This window comes from Methylobacterium sp. 174MFSha1.1, from assembly GCF_900116815.1.
Taxonomy (GTDB): domain Bacteria; phylum Pseudomonadota; class Alphaproteobacteria; order Rhizobiales; family Beijerinckiaceae; genus Methylobacterium.
On the sequence record NZ_FPCB01000018.1, the window covers coordinates 133,376 to 146,380 of the forward strand.

Here is a 13,005-nt window from a genome sequence, read left to right on the forward strand (position 1 = left end):
TCCCGTCCATCATCGAGACGACATCGCGGGCGCGGCGCCGGACAGGCGCCGCGCCCCTTCGCCGTTCAATGACCTTGCCCGTTCGAGAGACGTCGCCGTGCTCCCCCTCACGACCCGCGCGCCCGCCAAGATCAACCTGACCCTGCACGTCCTCGGCCGGCGCCCCGGCGACGGCTACCACGCGCTGGAGAGCCTGGTGGTGTTCGCGGGGTCCAATGCCGGCGACCTCCTGACCCTGGAGCCGGGGCCGGCGCTCGATCTCGTCGTCAGCGGCCCGACCGCGGGGCCCGCCGGCCCGACCGACGATAACCTGGTGATGCGGGCGGCCCGCCACCTCGCCGCCGAAATCCCGGGGCTGACGCTCGGGCGGTTCCATCTCGTGAAGCGCCTGCCGGTGGCGGCGGGGATCGGCGGCGGTTCGTCGGATGCCGCCGCGGCCCTGCGGCTGCTGGGCCGCCTCAACGGCCTCTCGCCCGATCATCCGGCCCTGATGGCGGCGGCGCGCCGCACCGGTGCCGACGTGCCGGTCTGCCTCGATCCCCGCGCCCGGATGATGCGCGGCGCCGGCGAGGCGGTCGGCCCGGCCCTGGCGCTGGCCCCGGTGCCGGCGGTGCTGATCAATCCCGGCGTCCCGGTCGAGACCGCGCCGGTCTTTCGCGCCCTCGGGCTCAAGGTCGGCGAGGCGCATCCCCTCGCCGCCGAAGCTCATCCGGACATCGACGGGGCGGACGGTCTCGACGCGTTCTTCGCCCGCATCGGGCCGGCCCGCAACGACCTCGAGGCCCCGGCCCTCACGGTCGCCCCGGTGATCGGCGACACGCTGGCGGCCCTGCGCGACCAGGCCGGCTGCCGGCTCGCCCGGATGTCGGGCTCGGGCGCGACGGTGTTCGGGCTGTTCGGCCACCGCTCCGAGGCGGTGCGGGCGGCGCGGACGATCGCGGCGGCGCAGGCAGGCTGGTGGGTACGGGCGACGTTGCTGCGCTGAGCATGCGGGGAGGTCGGCCGCGACTCCTCCTATCGGCCGAGGGCGTGTTCGACCTGCTGACGGCCCTGATACCCTCGATGTCATCCCGGAGCCGCGCAGCGGAACCCGGGATGACGGAGAGGGTACTTATGCACTGCGTTTGATCGTCAGACGCGATCGACCGAAGAACGTCCGACGCAGGCGCCTCAGCGCGCCCGGGCGATGCAGAAATCCACGGCTTCCAAGAGCGCCTGCTTCATCGGCGAGGCCGGAAACAGCGCCAGCGCGTCCTTCGCCCGGTCGCCGTAGTGGCGGGCGCGCTCGATCGTGTCCTCGAGGGCGGAGTGGCGGCGCATGATCGCGATCGCGGCGTCGAGGTCGCGGGGCTCCTCGATCTCCTGGCGCTCCAGGGTGCGGCGCCAGAAAGCCCGCTCCTCGTCGCTGCCGCGGCGGAACGACAGCACCACCGGCAGGGTGATCTTGCCCTCGCGAAAGTCGTCGCCGACGTTCTTGCCGAGATCGGCGCTGGTGCCGCCGTAATCGAGGGCGTCGTCGACGAGCTGGAAGGCGATGCCGAGATTCATGCCGTAGCTGCGGCAGGCGGCGATCTCGGCCGTAGGCCGCTCGGCGATGACCGGGCCGACCTCGCAGGCGGCGGCGAACAGCTCGGCGGTCTTCGCCCGGATCACCGCCAGGTACTCGTCCTCGCTGGTCTCGGTCGAGCGGGCGGCGGTGAGCTGCATCACCTCGCCCTCGGCGATCACCGAGGCGGCGGAGGAGAGGATGTCGAGGGCGCGCAGCGAGCCGACCTCGACCATCATCTTGAAGGCCTGGCCGAGGAGGAAGTCGCCGACGAGGACGCTGGCCTCGTTGCCCCACTTGATCCGGGCCGCGACCTTGCCGCGGCGCATGTCGCTCTCGTCGACGACGTCGTCGTGGAGCAGCGTCGCGGTGTGCATGAATTCGACGCTGGCGGCGAGCTTGACGTCGCCGTCGGCGTCCTTGCCCTTCGCGCGGTCGTAGCCGGCCAGCGACGCGGTCGCGAGGGTCAGGATCGGACGCAGGCGCTTGCCGCCCGAGGAGATCAGGTGGTTGGCGACCTCCGGGATCATCGTCACGTCGGAGCCGGTGCGCGACAGGATCATCGCGTTGACGCGCTCCATCCCGCCCGCCACGAGGCCCACCAGGGCGTCGAGGCTGGCCTCCGGATCGGAGGGTCTGTCCTGAAGGGGAAGTACGACGCCCACGCCCGCGCGATCTCCTCGGAGACGGCCCCGAAAAGACAGGGCATCTCGATCAACTCCCGCCCCCTTTGGCACGCGAGCGGCCCCGGCGGCAACACGCAAGCTGCCGCAAGGCCTGGTTGCCGGCCCCGCGGCCTGGGGATGCGGCGCAACCGGCGCGCTTGTGTGGTATGGCCGCCGCGATCCGAACAGGGACCCTGTGCCGCACCATGATCGAGCTGATCCGCACCAACGACCTCGTCCTGATCGGCTTCGCGGAATCCCTCCTCGCCGGCGCCGAGATCCCGGTGCTGGTGGCCGACAACCACATCAGCGTGATGGAGGGGATGATCGGCGCCTTCCCGCGCCGGCTCCTGGTGCCCGAGGACCATGCGCGGCAGGCCCGGCGCATCCTCACCGATGCGGGCCTCGCGCACGAACTGCGCCACCCGTGAGCGCAGCCCCTCCCCCCGCCGAGTCCTGGCTCGGCGGACGGCTCTCCCTACGCCAGCCGCCGCGGGGTGCCCACCGGGCCGGGACGGACGCGGTGCTGCTCGCCGCCTGCGCCGGCGCGCAAGCCGGCGAGACTGTGTGCGACCTGGGCGCGGGCACCGGCGCGGTCGGGCTCGCGGTCGCCCGCGCCTGCCCGGAGACGCGGGTGATGCTGGTCGAGCGCGACCCGGAGGCCGCGGCGCTGGCGCGCCTCAACGCGGAGGAGAACGGGCTCGCCGCCCGCGTCCGGGTGATCGAGGCCGACGTGACGGCGCCGGGCCGCGAGCGCCGCGCCGCCGGCCTACTCCCCGACTCGGTCGATCGGCTCGTCACCAACCCGCCCTTCTTCGAGCCCGGCCGGCACCGCGCCTCGCCGGTGGCGCTCCGGGCCGCGGCGCACGGCTTCCCCGAGCCCGGCGGGCTCGCGGCCTGGCTGCGGACCTGCGCCGACCTGCTGCGCCCGGGCGGCCGGCTGGTGCTGATCCACCGGGCCGACGCCCTCCCCGCCTGCCTCGGCGCCCTGGCGGGCCGGTTCGGCGCGCTCCAGGTCACCCCGGTCCAGCCGCGGGCGGAGGCTCCGGCGATCCGGGTGCTGGTGGCGGGCGTGCGCGGCAGCCGGGCGCCGTTCGTCCTGATGCCGGCGCTCGTGCTGCACGGGCCGGACGGGCGGTTCACGGAGCAGGTGGAGGCGATGCACCGGGGTGAGGTGCTGTAAAATCGAGCGGAATCGGCCGCTCGAGCACCCACGGATTTCATATCCACAGGGTCATTCCGGGGCCGCGCAGCGGAGCCCGGAATCCAGAGCTGCGGGGCTTTCAGGACGAAGCGGAACGGCCACAGCTCCGTTCTGCATCAACTGAGTGTCTGGATTCCGGGCTCCGCTGCGCGGCCCCGGAATGACCCTGCGGGTGAGAGACTCGTCGAGCAGGTTGACGGGCGATGGTCTAGATTCCGCTGCCTGTCCGTCTCTACCGAGCGCGCATCACCGCAGCGACACCGCCCCACCCGGATGCCGCCAGATCTTCCCGTCGAGTTCCAGTTCCATCAACAAGCCCTGGACCACCCGCGACGGCAATCCGGCCTGCCGCGCGAGCGCATCGACCGGCACCGGCGACGGCCCGAGGAGTTCGAGCAGGATGGCCCGGTCGTCCCGCAGCGTTGCCTGCGCGGGTGCCTCGTCGAGGGGGCTTTGCGCCGGCTCGGCCGCCATGGCGGTGACGGGCTCCTCGGCGGAGAAGTCGATCTCGTCCCAGTAGAGCGCGGGCTCCGGCCGGTCCGCCGCGTCCTCGGCCCCGGCATCGGGCGCCGGGCCCCCGATCAGCGGCGCCAGCACCGCCATCACGTGCTCGGGGGCGGCGCAGAGCGTGGCGCCGTCGCGGATGAGGTCGTTGGTGCCCTCGGCGCGGGGATCGAGGGGCGAACCCGGCACGGCGAAGACCTCGCGGCCCTGCTCCAGGGCGAAGCGGGCGGTGATGAGCGAGCCGGAGCGGCGCGCCGCCTCGACCACCACCGTGCCGAGGGCGAGGCCGGAGATGATGCGGTTGCGGCGCGGGAAGTCGCGGCCGCGGGGCTCCCAGCCCATCGGCATCTCGGCGACGACCGCGCCGCCGTTGTCGAGGATGCGCGCGACCAGCTCCTCGTGCTCGGACGGGTAGATCCTGTCGTGTCCGCCGGCGAGCACCGCGACGGTGCCGGTCGCGAGCGCCGCCTTGTGCGCGCGGGCATCGACGCCGCGGGCGAGCCCTGAGACGATCACCAGCCCCTCGGCGCCGAGCGCGTGCGACAGCCGCTCGGTGAAGGTGAGGCCGGCGGCCGACGCGTTGCGCGAGCCGACGATGGCGACCGCCGGCCGCCTCAGGCAAGTGGGATCGCCGCGTAAGGCAATCAGCGGCGGCGCGTCGGCGGTGGCCTGGAGCGGCAGCGGGTAATCGGGCTCGCCCATCGCTACGAACCGGGCGCCGAGGCGGGCGGCCGCCGCGATCTCGCGCTCGGCCTCGGCCTTGGTGGTCACCCGGATCGGCTTGCCCCGGGCCCTGGCGAGGCCCGGCAGGGCCTTCAGCGCCGGGCCGGCGCCGCCGAACTTGTTCACCAATCCCCGGAAGGTGCGCGGGCCGACGCCCTCCGAGCGGATCAGCCGGAGCCAGTCGAGGCGCTGCGCGTCGCTTAAGGTCACGACCCTCTCCCTCTGGGTGAGGGTCGGTGTGAGACCTTCAGCCCTTCTGCCCGATGCGCCCCTCGGTCCCCGCGGCGAGGCGGCGGATATTGGGCGCGTGCTTCCACCATAGCAGCAGGGCGAGGACGCAGAACAGCACGGCGAGGCGCCCCTGCCCGAACGCCCACAGGGCGGCGGGGGTCGCGGCCGAGGCGGCGAGCGCCGAGGCCGAGGAGTAGCGCAGCAAGGCCGCGAGGCCGAGCCAGACCACGGCGAAGACCAGGACCCCGAGGGGGAACAGCCCGAGCAGCACGCCGATGAAGGTGGCGACCCCCTTGCCGCCCTTGAAGCCGAGCCAGACCGGGAAGAGGTGGCCGAGGAATGCGCCGAGGCCGGCAGCGAGCGCCGCCTCCGGCCCGCCGGCCCTTGAGGCGATCAGCACCGCGACCGTGCCCTTGAGTGCATCGCCGAGCAACGTCGCGGCGGCGAGGCCCTTGCGCCCGGTGCGCAGCACGTTGGTCGCGCCGATATTGCCCGACCCGATCGCCCGCACGTCGCCGAGGCCGGCGAAGCGGGTCAGGATCAGCCCGAAGGGGATCGCCCCGAACAGGTAGCCGACGGCGAGCCAGAGGGCGATCTGCGTCCAGTCCGGCGCCATCAGCGCGACTCCTCGATGCGGTGGACGATGCGGCCGGCGACCATGGTGAGGGCGGCCTGCCCCTGGAGCCGGGCCTCGTCGAAGGGCGAGTTCTTCGAGCGCGACTTGAGCTGCCGCTTGTCGAGCACGTAGGGGGCGTCGGGATCGATCAGCACGAGGTCGGCCGGGGCGCCGGGCCTGAGGTGCCCGGTCTCGCGGCCGAGGACCCGCGACGGCGCCGCCGAGAGCGCCGCGAGCAGCCGCGGCAGGGCGATGTCGCCGGCATGGACCAGGCGGAGCGCGGCGGCGAGCAGCGTCTCGATCCCGAGGGCCCCGTCGGCGGCCTCGGCGAAGGGCAGGCGCTTGGTCTCGACGTCCTGCGGGTTGTGGTCGGAGACGATCACGTCGATCACCCCCTCGTTGAGCGCCGCCACCACCGCCTGGCGGTCGGCCTCCGTGCGCAAGGGCGGCGAGAGCTTGCAGAAGGTGCGGTAGTGGCCGATGTCGTTCTCGTTCAGCACCAGATTGTTGACCGAGACGCCGCAGGTCACTGGCAGGCCGGCCTCCTTCGCCCGCCGCACGATCTCGACCGAATCGGCGCAGGAGATCATCGCCGCGTGGTAGCGCCCGCCGGTGAGGCGCACGAGGCGGATGTCGCGCTCCAGAAGAATCGTCTCGGCCTCCCGCGGGATTCCGTGGAGTCCCAGCCGCGAGGCCATCTCGCCCTCGTTCATCACCCCGTCCCCGACCAGCGTCGGCTCCTCGACGTGCTGCATGAGGAGCACGCCGAAGTCGCGGGCATAGGTGAGCGCGCGGCGCATCACCTGGGCGTTGGTGACGGCCTTGAGCCCGTCGGTGAAGGCGACGGCGCCGGCCTCGGTGAGCAGGCCGAACTCGGTCATCACCTGGCCGGCCAGCCCCTTGGTGATGGCGGCGGCCGGCAGCACGTGGGTGCTGGCGGTGTCCCGCGCCCGGCGCAGCACGAAGTCGACGATGGCCGGATCGTCGATCGGCGGGTTGGTGTCGGGCATGCACACGAGCGTGGTGACGCCGCCGGCGGCGGCCGCCGCGCTGGCGCTCGCCAGGGTCTCGCGGTGCTCGGCCCCCGGCTCGCCGACGAAGGCGCGCAGATCGACGAGGCCGGCGGTGAGCACCTGGCCCCCGCACTCGATCACCTCGGCGCCCTCGGGCACGGAGGCGGGTTTGCCCCAGTGCACGTCGGCGATGCGGTCGTCGCGGACGAGCACCGCGCCCGGGCCCTCGCGACCGGTGGCGGGGTCGATCAGGTGGGCGTTGGTGAGGAGGAGGCAGGAGGAGGACATCGGCCTACGGAGCGAGAAAGATGGGAGGGGAGCCGCGGGCGGGGACGTCAGCCGGCGATCCCGTCGAGCACCAGGGCGCGGACGAGACCGCTGCGGGTGAGGCCGCGGCGCTCGGCGGCCCGGTCGACGGCCTGGAGCTGGGCGTCGTCGAGGCCGAGCTCGTCGGCGGGCGGCCGCACGGCGACCGCGACATGGCCCGAGGCGAGGGCGGCAGCGACGTCGGGGTCGGAGCGCAGGGCCTCGACGGAGCGGGGCGCCGGCAGGACGGTGCCGTCCTCCCGCGCCAGGGCCGCCCACTGCGCCAGCGCCTCGGCCCCTTGCGCCAGGGTGTCGTCGGCCGAAGCGCCGGCGGCGATGCAGCCCGGCAGGTCGGGGAACCAGAGCCCCCACAGGGTGCCGGGTTCCTTCTCCAGTATGCCGATATACGCCGTCACGGCTCCTCGCTCCCGTCCAGCCACCCGGCATTGCGCGCGATCGACCGGGCGGTCCCGGGCGGAAGGCTCCCGCGGCCCCGGGGCACCGCGACGTGCGGGCGTCCCGGCATCATGTAGATCTCATGCGGGCCCTTGGAGGGCCGGATCTGCCACCCCTCGCGCTCGAGCCGCCGCCGGATCGCCTGGATGTCAAGGTCGAAGGCCCGCGGCGGCATGTCAAGCGCCGGGCGCCGTCACGCGTTCGGCAGGTGCATGGCCAGCGCTTCCAGCACCGCCATCCGCACCGCGACCCCCATCTCGACCTGCTCCCGGATCAGCGACTGCGCCCCGTCGGCAACCTCCGACGAGATCTCGACGCCGCGATTCATCGGGCCGGGATGCATCACCAGCGCGTCGGGCTTGGCGTGGCGCAGCTTGTCGCCGTCGAGGCCGAAATAGCGGAAATACTCCTTCACCGAGGGCACGAAGGAGCCGTTCATCCGCTCGCGCTGGAGCCGCAGCATCATCACGATGTCGGCGTCCTTCAGCCCCGCCCGCATGTCGGTGAAGACCTCGACGCCGAAGCGGGAAAGGCCCGGCGGCAGCAGGGTCGAGGGGCCGATCACCCGCACCCGGGCGCCGAGCGCCATGAGCAGGATGATGTTCGAGCGCGCCACCCGCGAATGCAGGACGTCGCCGCAGATCGCGACCGTCAGCCCCTCGACCCGGCCCTTGTTGCGCCGGATGGTCAGCGCGTCGAGGAGCGCCTGGGTCGGGTGCTCGTGGGCGCCGTCGCCGGCATTGACCACCGAGCAATCGACCTTGCGGGCCAGCAGGTGCACCGCGCCGGCCTGGTGGTGACGCACCACGATGATGTCGGGGCGCATCGCGTTGAGGGTCGCGGCGGTGTCGATCAGGGTCTCGCCCTTCTTCACCGACGAGGAGGCGACCGACATGTTCATCACGTCGGCGCCGAGGCGCTTGCCGGCCAGCTCGAACGAGGACTGCGTCCGGGTCGAGGGCTCGAAGAACAGGTTGATCTGGGTGCGCCCGCGCAGGGTCGTGCGCTTCTTCTCGACCTGGCGGCTGATCTCGACGGCCTCGTCGGCACGGTCGAGGAGCGCCGCGATCTCGAGGGGCGAGAGGCCCTCGATGCCGAGGAGGTGGCGGTGCGGGAAGCCGGGGGGTGCCTGGGTGCTCATCCTGAGACGAGCGCTATAGGAGCCGCGGGCCCGGGCCGCAAGGACGGCCTTTGCGGAACGCCTCCGGATCATCGGGGGTATTTGACAACCGCCGCGTCATCACCCACTTGTCCGCTTCGCCACGCCAAACTCCGCGCCGGCCGCCCCGCACAAGTTGAAGCCCGATCTGCCGCGGTGTGCTCTTCGAAGAGGCAGCCCGTCCATGAAAGTCGTCGTCGTCGAGTCGCCCGCCAAAGCCAAGACGATCAATAAATACCTCGGCAGCGACTACGAGGTGCTGGCCTCGTTCGGGCATATCCGGGATCTTCCGGCGAAAGACGGCTCGGTCGATCCCGAGCAGGACTTCCATATGCTGTGGGAGCTGGAGGATCGCGGAGCGAAACGCGTGGCCGAGATCGCGAAGGCGGTCAAGGGCGCCGACAAACTGATCCTGGCGACCGACCCGGACCGCGAGGGCGAGGCGATCTCCTGGCACGTGCTGGAGGCGCTCCAGGCCAAGAAGGTGCTGAAGGACGTCGCCGTCGAGCGCGTCACCTTCAACGCCATCACCAAGGACGCGGTCGCGACCGCGATGGCCCAGCCGCGGGCGATCGACCAGGCCCTCGTCGACGCCTACCTGGCGCGGCGCGCCCTGGACTACCTCGTCGGCTTCAACCTCTCGCCGGTCCTGTGGCGCAAGCTGCCGGGGGCCCGCTCGGCGGGGCGCGTGCAGTCGGTGGCGCTCCGCCTCGTCTGCGACCGCGAGCGCGAGATCGAGACCTTCAAGCCGCGGGAATACTGGTCGATCGTCGCGACGCTGAAGACCACGAACGGCGCAGTGTTCGAGGCCCGCCTCGTCGGCGCCGACGGCAAGCGGATCCAGCGCCTCGACGTCGGCACGGCGGAGGAGGCGGAGGCCTTCCGGCGCGACCTGGAACTCGCGACCTTCACGGTCGCCTCGGTCGAGGCCAAGCCCGCCAAGCGCCATCCCCAGCCGCCCTTCACCACCTCGACCCTGCAGCAGGAGGCCTCGCGCAAGCTCGGCCTCGCCCCGGCCCAGACGATGCGGGTGGCGCAGCGCCTCTACGAGGGCGTCGAGATCGGCGGCGAGACCGTCGGCCTGATCACCTACATGCGGACCGACGGCGTCGACATGGCGCCGGAGGCGGTGACCCAAGCCCGTGAGGTGATCGGCGCCGAGTACGGCGACGCCTACGTGCCGGGGGCGCCGCGCAAGTACAGCGTCAAGGCCAAGAACGCGCAGGAAGCCCACGAGGCGGTGCGCCCGACCGATCTCAGCCGGCTGCCGAAAGAGGTCGCCCGCTTCCTCGATCCGGAGCAGGCCAGGCTCTACGAGCTGATCTGGACCCGCACGGTGGCGAGCCAGATGGAATCGGCCGAATTGGAACGCACCACGGTCGAGATCGTGGCCCAGGTCGGGCCGCGCCGCATCGAGCTGCGCGCCACCGGCCAGGTGGTGAAGTTCGACGGCTTCCTCACCCTCTACCAGGAGGGCAAGGACGACGAGGAGGACGAGGAATCGCGCCGCCTGCCGCCGATGCGCAAGGACGACGCGCTCACCCGCGAGCGCATCGCCGCGACCCAGCACTTCACCGAGCCGCCGCCGCGCTACTCCGAGGCGAGCCTGGTCAAGCGGATGGAGGAGCTCGGCATCGGCCGGCCCTCGACCTACGCCGCCGTGCTCCAGGTCCTGCGCGACCGCGAATACGTCAAGATCGACAAGAAGCGCCTGGTGCCGGAGGACAAGGGCCGGATCGTCACCGGCTTCCTCGAAAGCTTCTTTCGCCGCTACGTCGAGTACGACTTCACCGCCGACCTCGAGACGCAGCTCGACCGGGTCTCGAACGCCGAGATCGACTGGCGCGCGGTGTTGCGCGACTTCTGGCGCGACTTCTCCGCGGCGATCGCCGGGACCAAGGAGCTGCGCACGACGGAGGTGCTGGAGGCGCTGAACGGGCTGCTCGCCGAGCACATCTTCCCGGCCAAGGCCGACGGCGCGAACCCGCGCGCCTGCCCGAACTGCGCCAGCGGCCAGCTCTCGCTCAAGCTCGGCAAGTTCGGCGCCTTCGTCGGCTGCTCGAATTACCCCGAGTGCAAGTACACCCGCCAGCTCAACGCGACGGGCCTCGACGGTGACGGCGAGGGAGCCGGTGAGGGCGGACAGCCCGGCGTGCGGGTGCTCGGCGACGATCCCGAGACCGGCCTGCCGGTGACGTTGCGCGACGGCCGCTTCGGCCCGTTCCTGCAGCTCGGCGAGGCCTCGCCCGAGAAGGGGGCGGAGAAGCCGAAGCGCTCCTCCCTGCCCAAGGGCCTGTCGCCCTCGGCGGTCGATCTCGAGAAGGCCTTGAAGCTCCTCTCGCTGCCGCGCGAGGTGGCGCGCCACCCGGAGACCGGCGAGCCGATCCTGGCCAATATCGGCCGCTACGGTCCCTACGTGCAGCACGGCAAGACCTACGCCAATCTCGGCAAGGACGACGACGTGCTGGAGGTCGGCGCCAACCGCGCCATCGACCTGATCGTCCAGAAGGAGCAGGGCGGCGGGCGACCAGTTCAGGATCCCGGGCGGCTGATCGGCACGGCGCCGGACAGCGGCAAGGCGATCACCGTCAAGGCCGGCCGCTACGGCGCCTACGTCACCGACGGCGAGATCAACGCCACCCTGCCGAAGGGGGCCGACGCCGAGGCGGTGACGCTCGACGAGGCCCTGCGGCTGATCGCGGCCCGGCGCGAGGCCGGGGGCGGGACGAAGAAGAAGACGGCGCGCAAGGCGCCGGCCAAGGCGGCGGCCGGCAAGACCGCTGCCGGCAAGACGAAGGCCGCGGCCAAGGGCGAGGCGGAGGTCTCTGGCGACGAGGCCGCCGAGGCGAAGCCGAAACCCGCGGCGCGCAAGACCCCGGCCAAGAGTGCCGCCGCCAAGCCTGCGGCCAAGAAGGCTCCGGCGAAGAAGCCGGCGGCGAAGAGCGCGGCCGGCGAGTAGGCCGCGACGGCAGAGCGCGTGAACCCTCCCCCCTCTGCGGGGGAGGGTGGCGAACGCAGTGAGCCGGGAGAGGGGTAGCGCGACGCTGATCCAGGTGGCGCCCGTCATGGAGCGCGCGACCTTTCCGGAAGCGGCGTCCCCTCTCCCGCCCCACTTCGTGGGGCACCCTCCCCCGCAGAGGGGGGAGGGTTCACGCTCCTTACTGTCGCGCCCTATTCTTCCTCGAAATCCCCCTCCTCCCGCAGCCCGTCCAGCACGTCCAGGCAGCCCTGCAGGATGTAGGCGGCGGCCAGCTTGTCGACGAGTTCGCCGCGGCGCGCCCGGGAGGCGTCGGCCTCCAGCAAGGTGCGGGTGACCGCCGCCGTCGACAGGCGCTCGTCCCAGAACAGGACCGGCAGGGGCAGGATCGGCTTCAGGTTGCGCACGAAGGACCGGGTCGATTGCACCCGCGGGCCCTCGCTGCCGTCCATGTTGAGGGGCAGCCCGACCACCAGCCCGCCGACCCCGTGCTTCGTCGCGATGGCCGTCAGCGCCGCCGCGTCGGGCGTGAACTTGACACGCTTGATCGTCTCCAGCGGCGAGGCGATCCGGCGCTGCACGTCCGAGAGGGCGAGGCCGATGGTCTTGGTGCCGAGGTCGAGCCCGAGCAGGCGGGCGCCCCCGCGCGACGCAGCCGCGAAGGCTTCGATCGTCTCCCGGTTCACGGCCGGCCTCCGCGCGTTAGGTAAGCGGTGCCGGCCCCGCCCCGCCGCAGCGTCCGGGCGGGAGGCCGCCGAGTCTCGCTCTCACACATCTCTCGCCCGGAGATCATCCGATGCGCATCACCTGGTTCGGCCATTCCACCTTCCGCCTCGATTTCGGCTCCGCTCACGTGTTGATCGATCCGTTCTTCAGCGGCAACCCGGCCTTCGAGGGCGACCGCAAGGCGGCGACCGCGGGCGCGACCCACATCCTGATCACCCACGGCCACGGCGACCATGTCGGCGACACGGTCGAGATCGCCGCCGAGACCGGCGCCAAGGTCGTCACCAACTACGACCTGTGCATGTGGCTGTCCTCGAAGGGCGTGACACAGTTCGAGCCGATGAACACCGGCGGCACCGTCGATGTCGGGGGGTTCCGGGTAAGCCTGGTGCGGGCCGACCACTCGGCCGGCATGAGCGAGGCCGGGGTGACGGTGCCGCTCGGGCTGCCGAACGGCGTGATCGTGCGCGCCGAAGGCGAGCCGACGATCTACCACATGGGCGACACCGACATCTTCGGCGACATGGCGCTGATCCAGGAGATCTACCGCCCCGACGTGCTGATGGTGCCGGTCGGCGACCGCTTCACCATGGGGGCGGAGACCGCGGCGCTCGCCGTCACGCGCTTCTTCAAGCCCAAGGCCGTGATCCCCTGCCACTACGGCTCCTTCCCGATCGTCGATCCGAGCGCCGACCGCTTCGTCGCCGCCATGGACGGCAGCGGCGTGCAGGTGATCGTGCCGCACAAGGGCACCGCCGTCACGGTGCAGTAGAACGAGGGCGGCCGCCCTCCCCCGGGGCGGCCGTCGCGGCGCGGCGCGCCCGGCGGCATTAAGGTTAACGAAAGGTTGACATGGCGGGGTGGGGCCGGTGGGATTAA

13 protein-coding genes are annotated in these 13,005 nt (G+C 72.2%); 5 read left to right on the plus strand and 8 right to left on the minus strand.

Annotated features, from left to right (window positions below):
* Positions 1-97 precede the first annotated feature (97 nt).
* Positions 98-985 carry a 4-(cytidine 5'-diphospho)-2-C-methyl-D-erythritol kinase gene (locus BM430_RS16970; protein ID WP_093568420.1) on the plus strand — a complete coding sequence of 296 codons (888 nt, stop codon included), beginning with the start codon at positions 98-100 and terminating at the stop codon, positions 983-985.
* A gap of 185 nt (positions 986-1,170) precedes the next feature.
* On the opposite strand, the gene BM430_RS16975 is transcribed toward BM430_RS16970, so the two are convergent.
* Positions 1,171-2,211, minus strand: coding sequence for a polyprenyl synthetase family protein (locus BM430_RS16975; protein ID WP_093568421.1), 1,041 nt, complete (start codon positions 2,209-2,211; stop codon positions 1,171-1,173).
* Between the two features lie 206 nt (positions 2,212-2,417).
* Between BM430_RS16975 and BM430_RS16980 the strand changes: the two genes are divergently transcribed.
* Both BM430_RS16980 and BM430_RS16985 read left to right on the plus strand, forming a co-directional pair.
* Positions 2,418-2,642 (plus strand): putative signal transducing protein, encoded by a 225-nt coding sequence (locus BM430_RS16980; RefSeq protein ID WP_093568463.1) that lies wholly within the window; start codon positions 2,418-2,420, stop codon positions 2,640-2,642.
* Positions 2,639-3,394, plus strand: a complete 756-nt coding sequence (locus BM430_RS16985) for a tRNA1(Val) (adenine(37)-N6)-methyltransferase (protein ID WP_093568422.1) — start codon at positions 2,639-2,641, stop codon at positions 3,392-3,394. Before BM430_RS16980 ends, BM430_RS16985 begins: the two co-directional genes overlap by 4 nt.
* A 267-nt stretch (positions 3,395-3,661) precedes the next feature.
* Here BM430_RS16985 and dprA read toward each other — a convergent pair whose 3' ends face one another.
* From dprA to BM430_RS17015, 6 genes are read right to left on the minus strand one after another with little or no spacing between them, the layout of a single operon-like run.
* Positions 3,662-4,852, minus strand: coding sequence for a DNA-processing protein DprA (gene dprA, locus BM430_RS16990; RefSeq protein WP_093568423.1), 1,191 nt, complete (start codon positions 4,850-4,852; stop codon positions 3,662-3,664).
* 37 nt (positions 4,853-4,889) lie between these two features.
* Positions 4,890-5,489 (minus strand): glycerol-3-phosphate 1-O-acyltransferase PlsY, encoded by a 600-nt coding sequence (gene plsY / locus BM430_RS16995; RefSeq protein ID WP_093568424.1) that lies wholly within the window; start codon positions 5,487-5,489, stop codon positions 4,890-4,892.
* Entirely contained in the window at positions 5,489-6,790 is a 1,302-nt protein-coding gene (locus BM430_RS17000; RefSeq protein WP_093568425.1) for a dihydroorotase, read from the minus strand. Before BM430_RS17000 ends, plsY begins: the two co-directional genes overlap by 1 nt.
* Before the next feature lie 47 nt (positions 6,791-6,837).
* Positions 6,838-7,224 (minus strand): type II toxin-antitoxin system HicB family antitoxin, encoded by a 387-nt coding sequence (locus BM430_RS17005; RefSeq protein ID WP_093568426.1) that lies wholly within the window; start codon positions 7,222-7,224, stop codon positions 6,838-6,840.
* Positions 7,221-7,439 carry a type II toxin-antitoxin system HicA family toxin gene (locus BM430_RS17010; protein ID WP_093568427.1) on the minus strand — a complete coding sequence of 73 codons (219 nt, stop codon included), beginning with the start codon at positions 7,437-7,439 and terminating at the stop codon, positions 7,221-7,223. Before BM430_RS17010 ends, BM430_RS17005 begins: the two co-directional genes overlap by 4 nt.
* 18 nt (positions 7,440-7,457) lie before the next feature.
* Positions 7,458-8,405 carry an aspartate carbamoyltransferase catalytic subunit gene (locus BM430_RS17015; protein WP_093568428.1) on the minus strand — a complete coding sequence of 316 codons (948 nt, stop codon included), beginning with the start codon at positions 8,403-8,405 and terminating at the stop codon, positions 7,458-7,460.
* 202 nt (positions 8,406-8,607) lie between these two features.
* Between BM430_RS17015 and topA the strand changes: the two genes are divergently transcribed.
* Complete coding sequence (gene topA, locus BM430_RS17020; RefSeq protein ID WP_093568429.1) at positions 8,608-11,382, plus strand: type I DNA topoisomerase; 2,775 nt, start codon at positions 8,608-8,610, stop codon at positions 11,380-11,382.
* Positions 11,383-11,594: 212 nt separating this feature from the next.
* Here topA and ruvX read toward each other — a convergent pair whose 3' ends face one another.
* Positions 11,595-12,086: a Holliday junction resolvase RuvX gene (gene ruvX, locus BM430_RS17025; protein WP_093568430.1), complete on the minus strand. Its 492-nt coding sequence runs from the start codon at positions 12,084-12,086 to the stop codon at positions 11,595-11,597.
* A gap of 110 nt (positions 12,087-12,196) precedes the next feature.
* Between ruvX and BM430_RS17030 the strand changes: the two genes are divergently transcribed.
* Positions 12,197-12,898 (plus strand): metal-dependent hydrolase, encoded by a 702-nt coding sequence (locus BM430_RS17030; protein ID WP_093568431.1) that lies wholly within the window; start codon positions 12,197-12,199, stop codon positions 12,896-12,898.
* Positions 12,899-13,005: the final 107 nt, after the last annotated feature.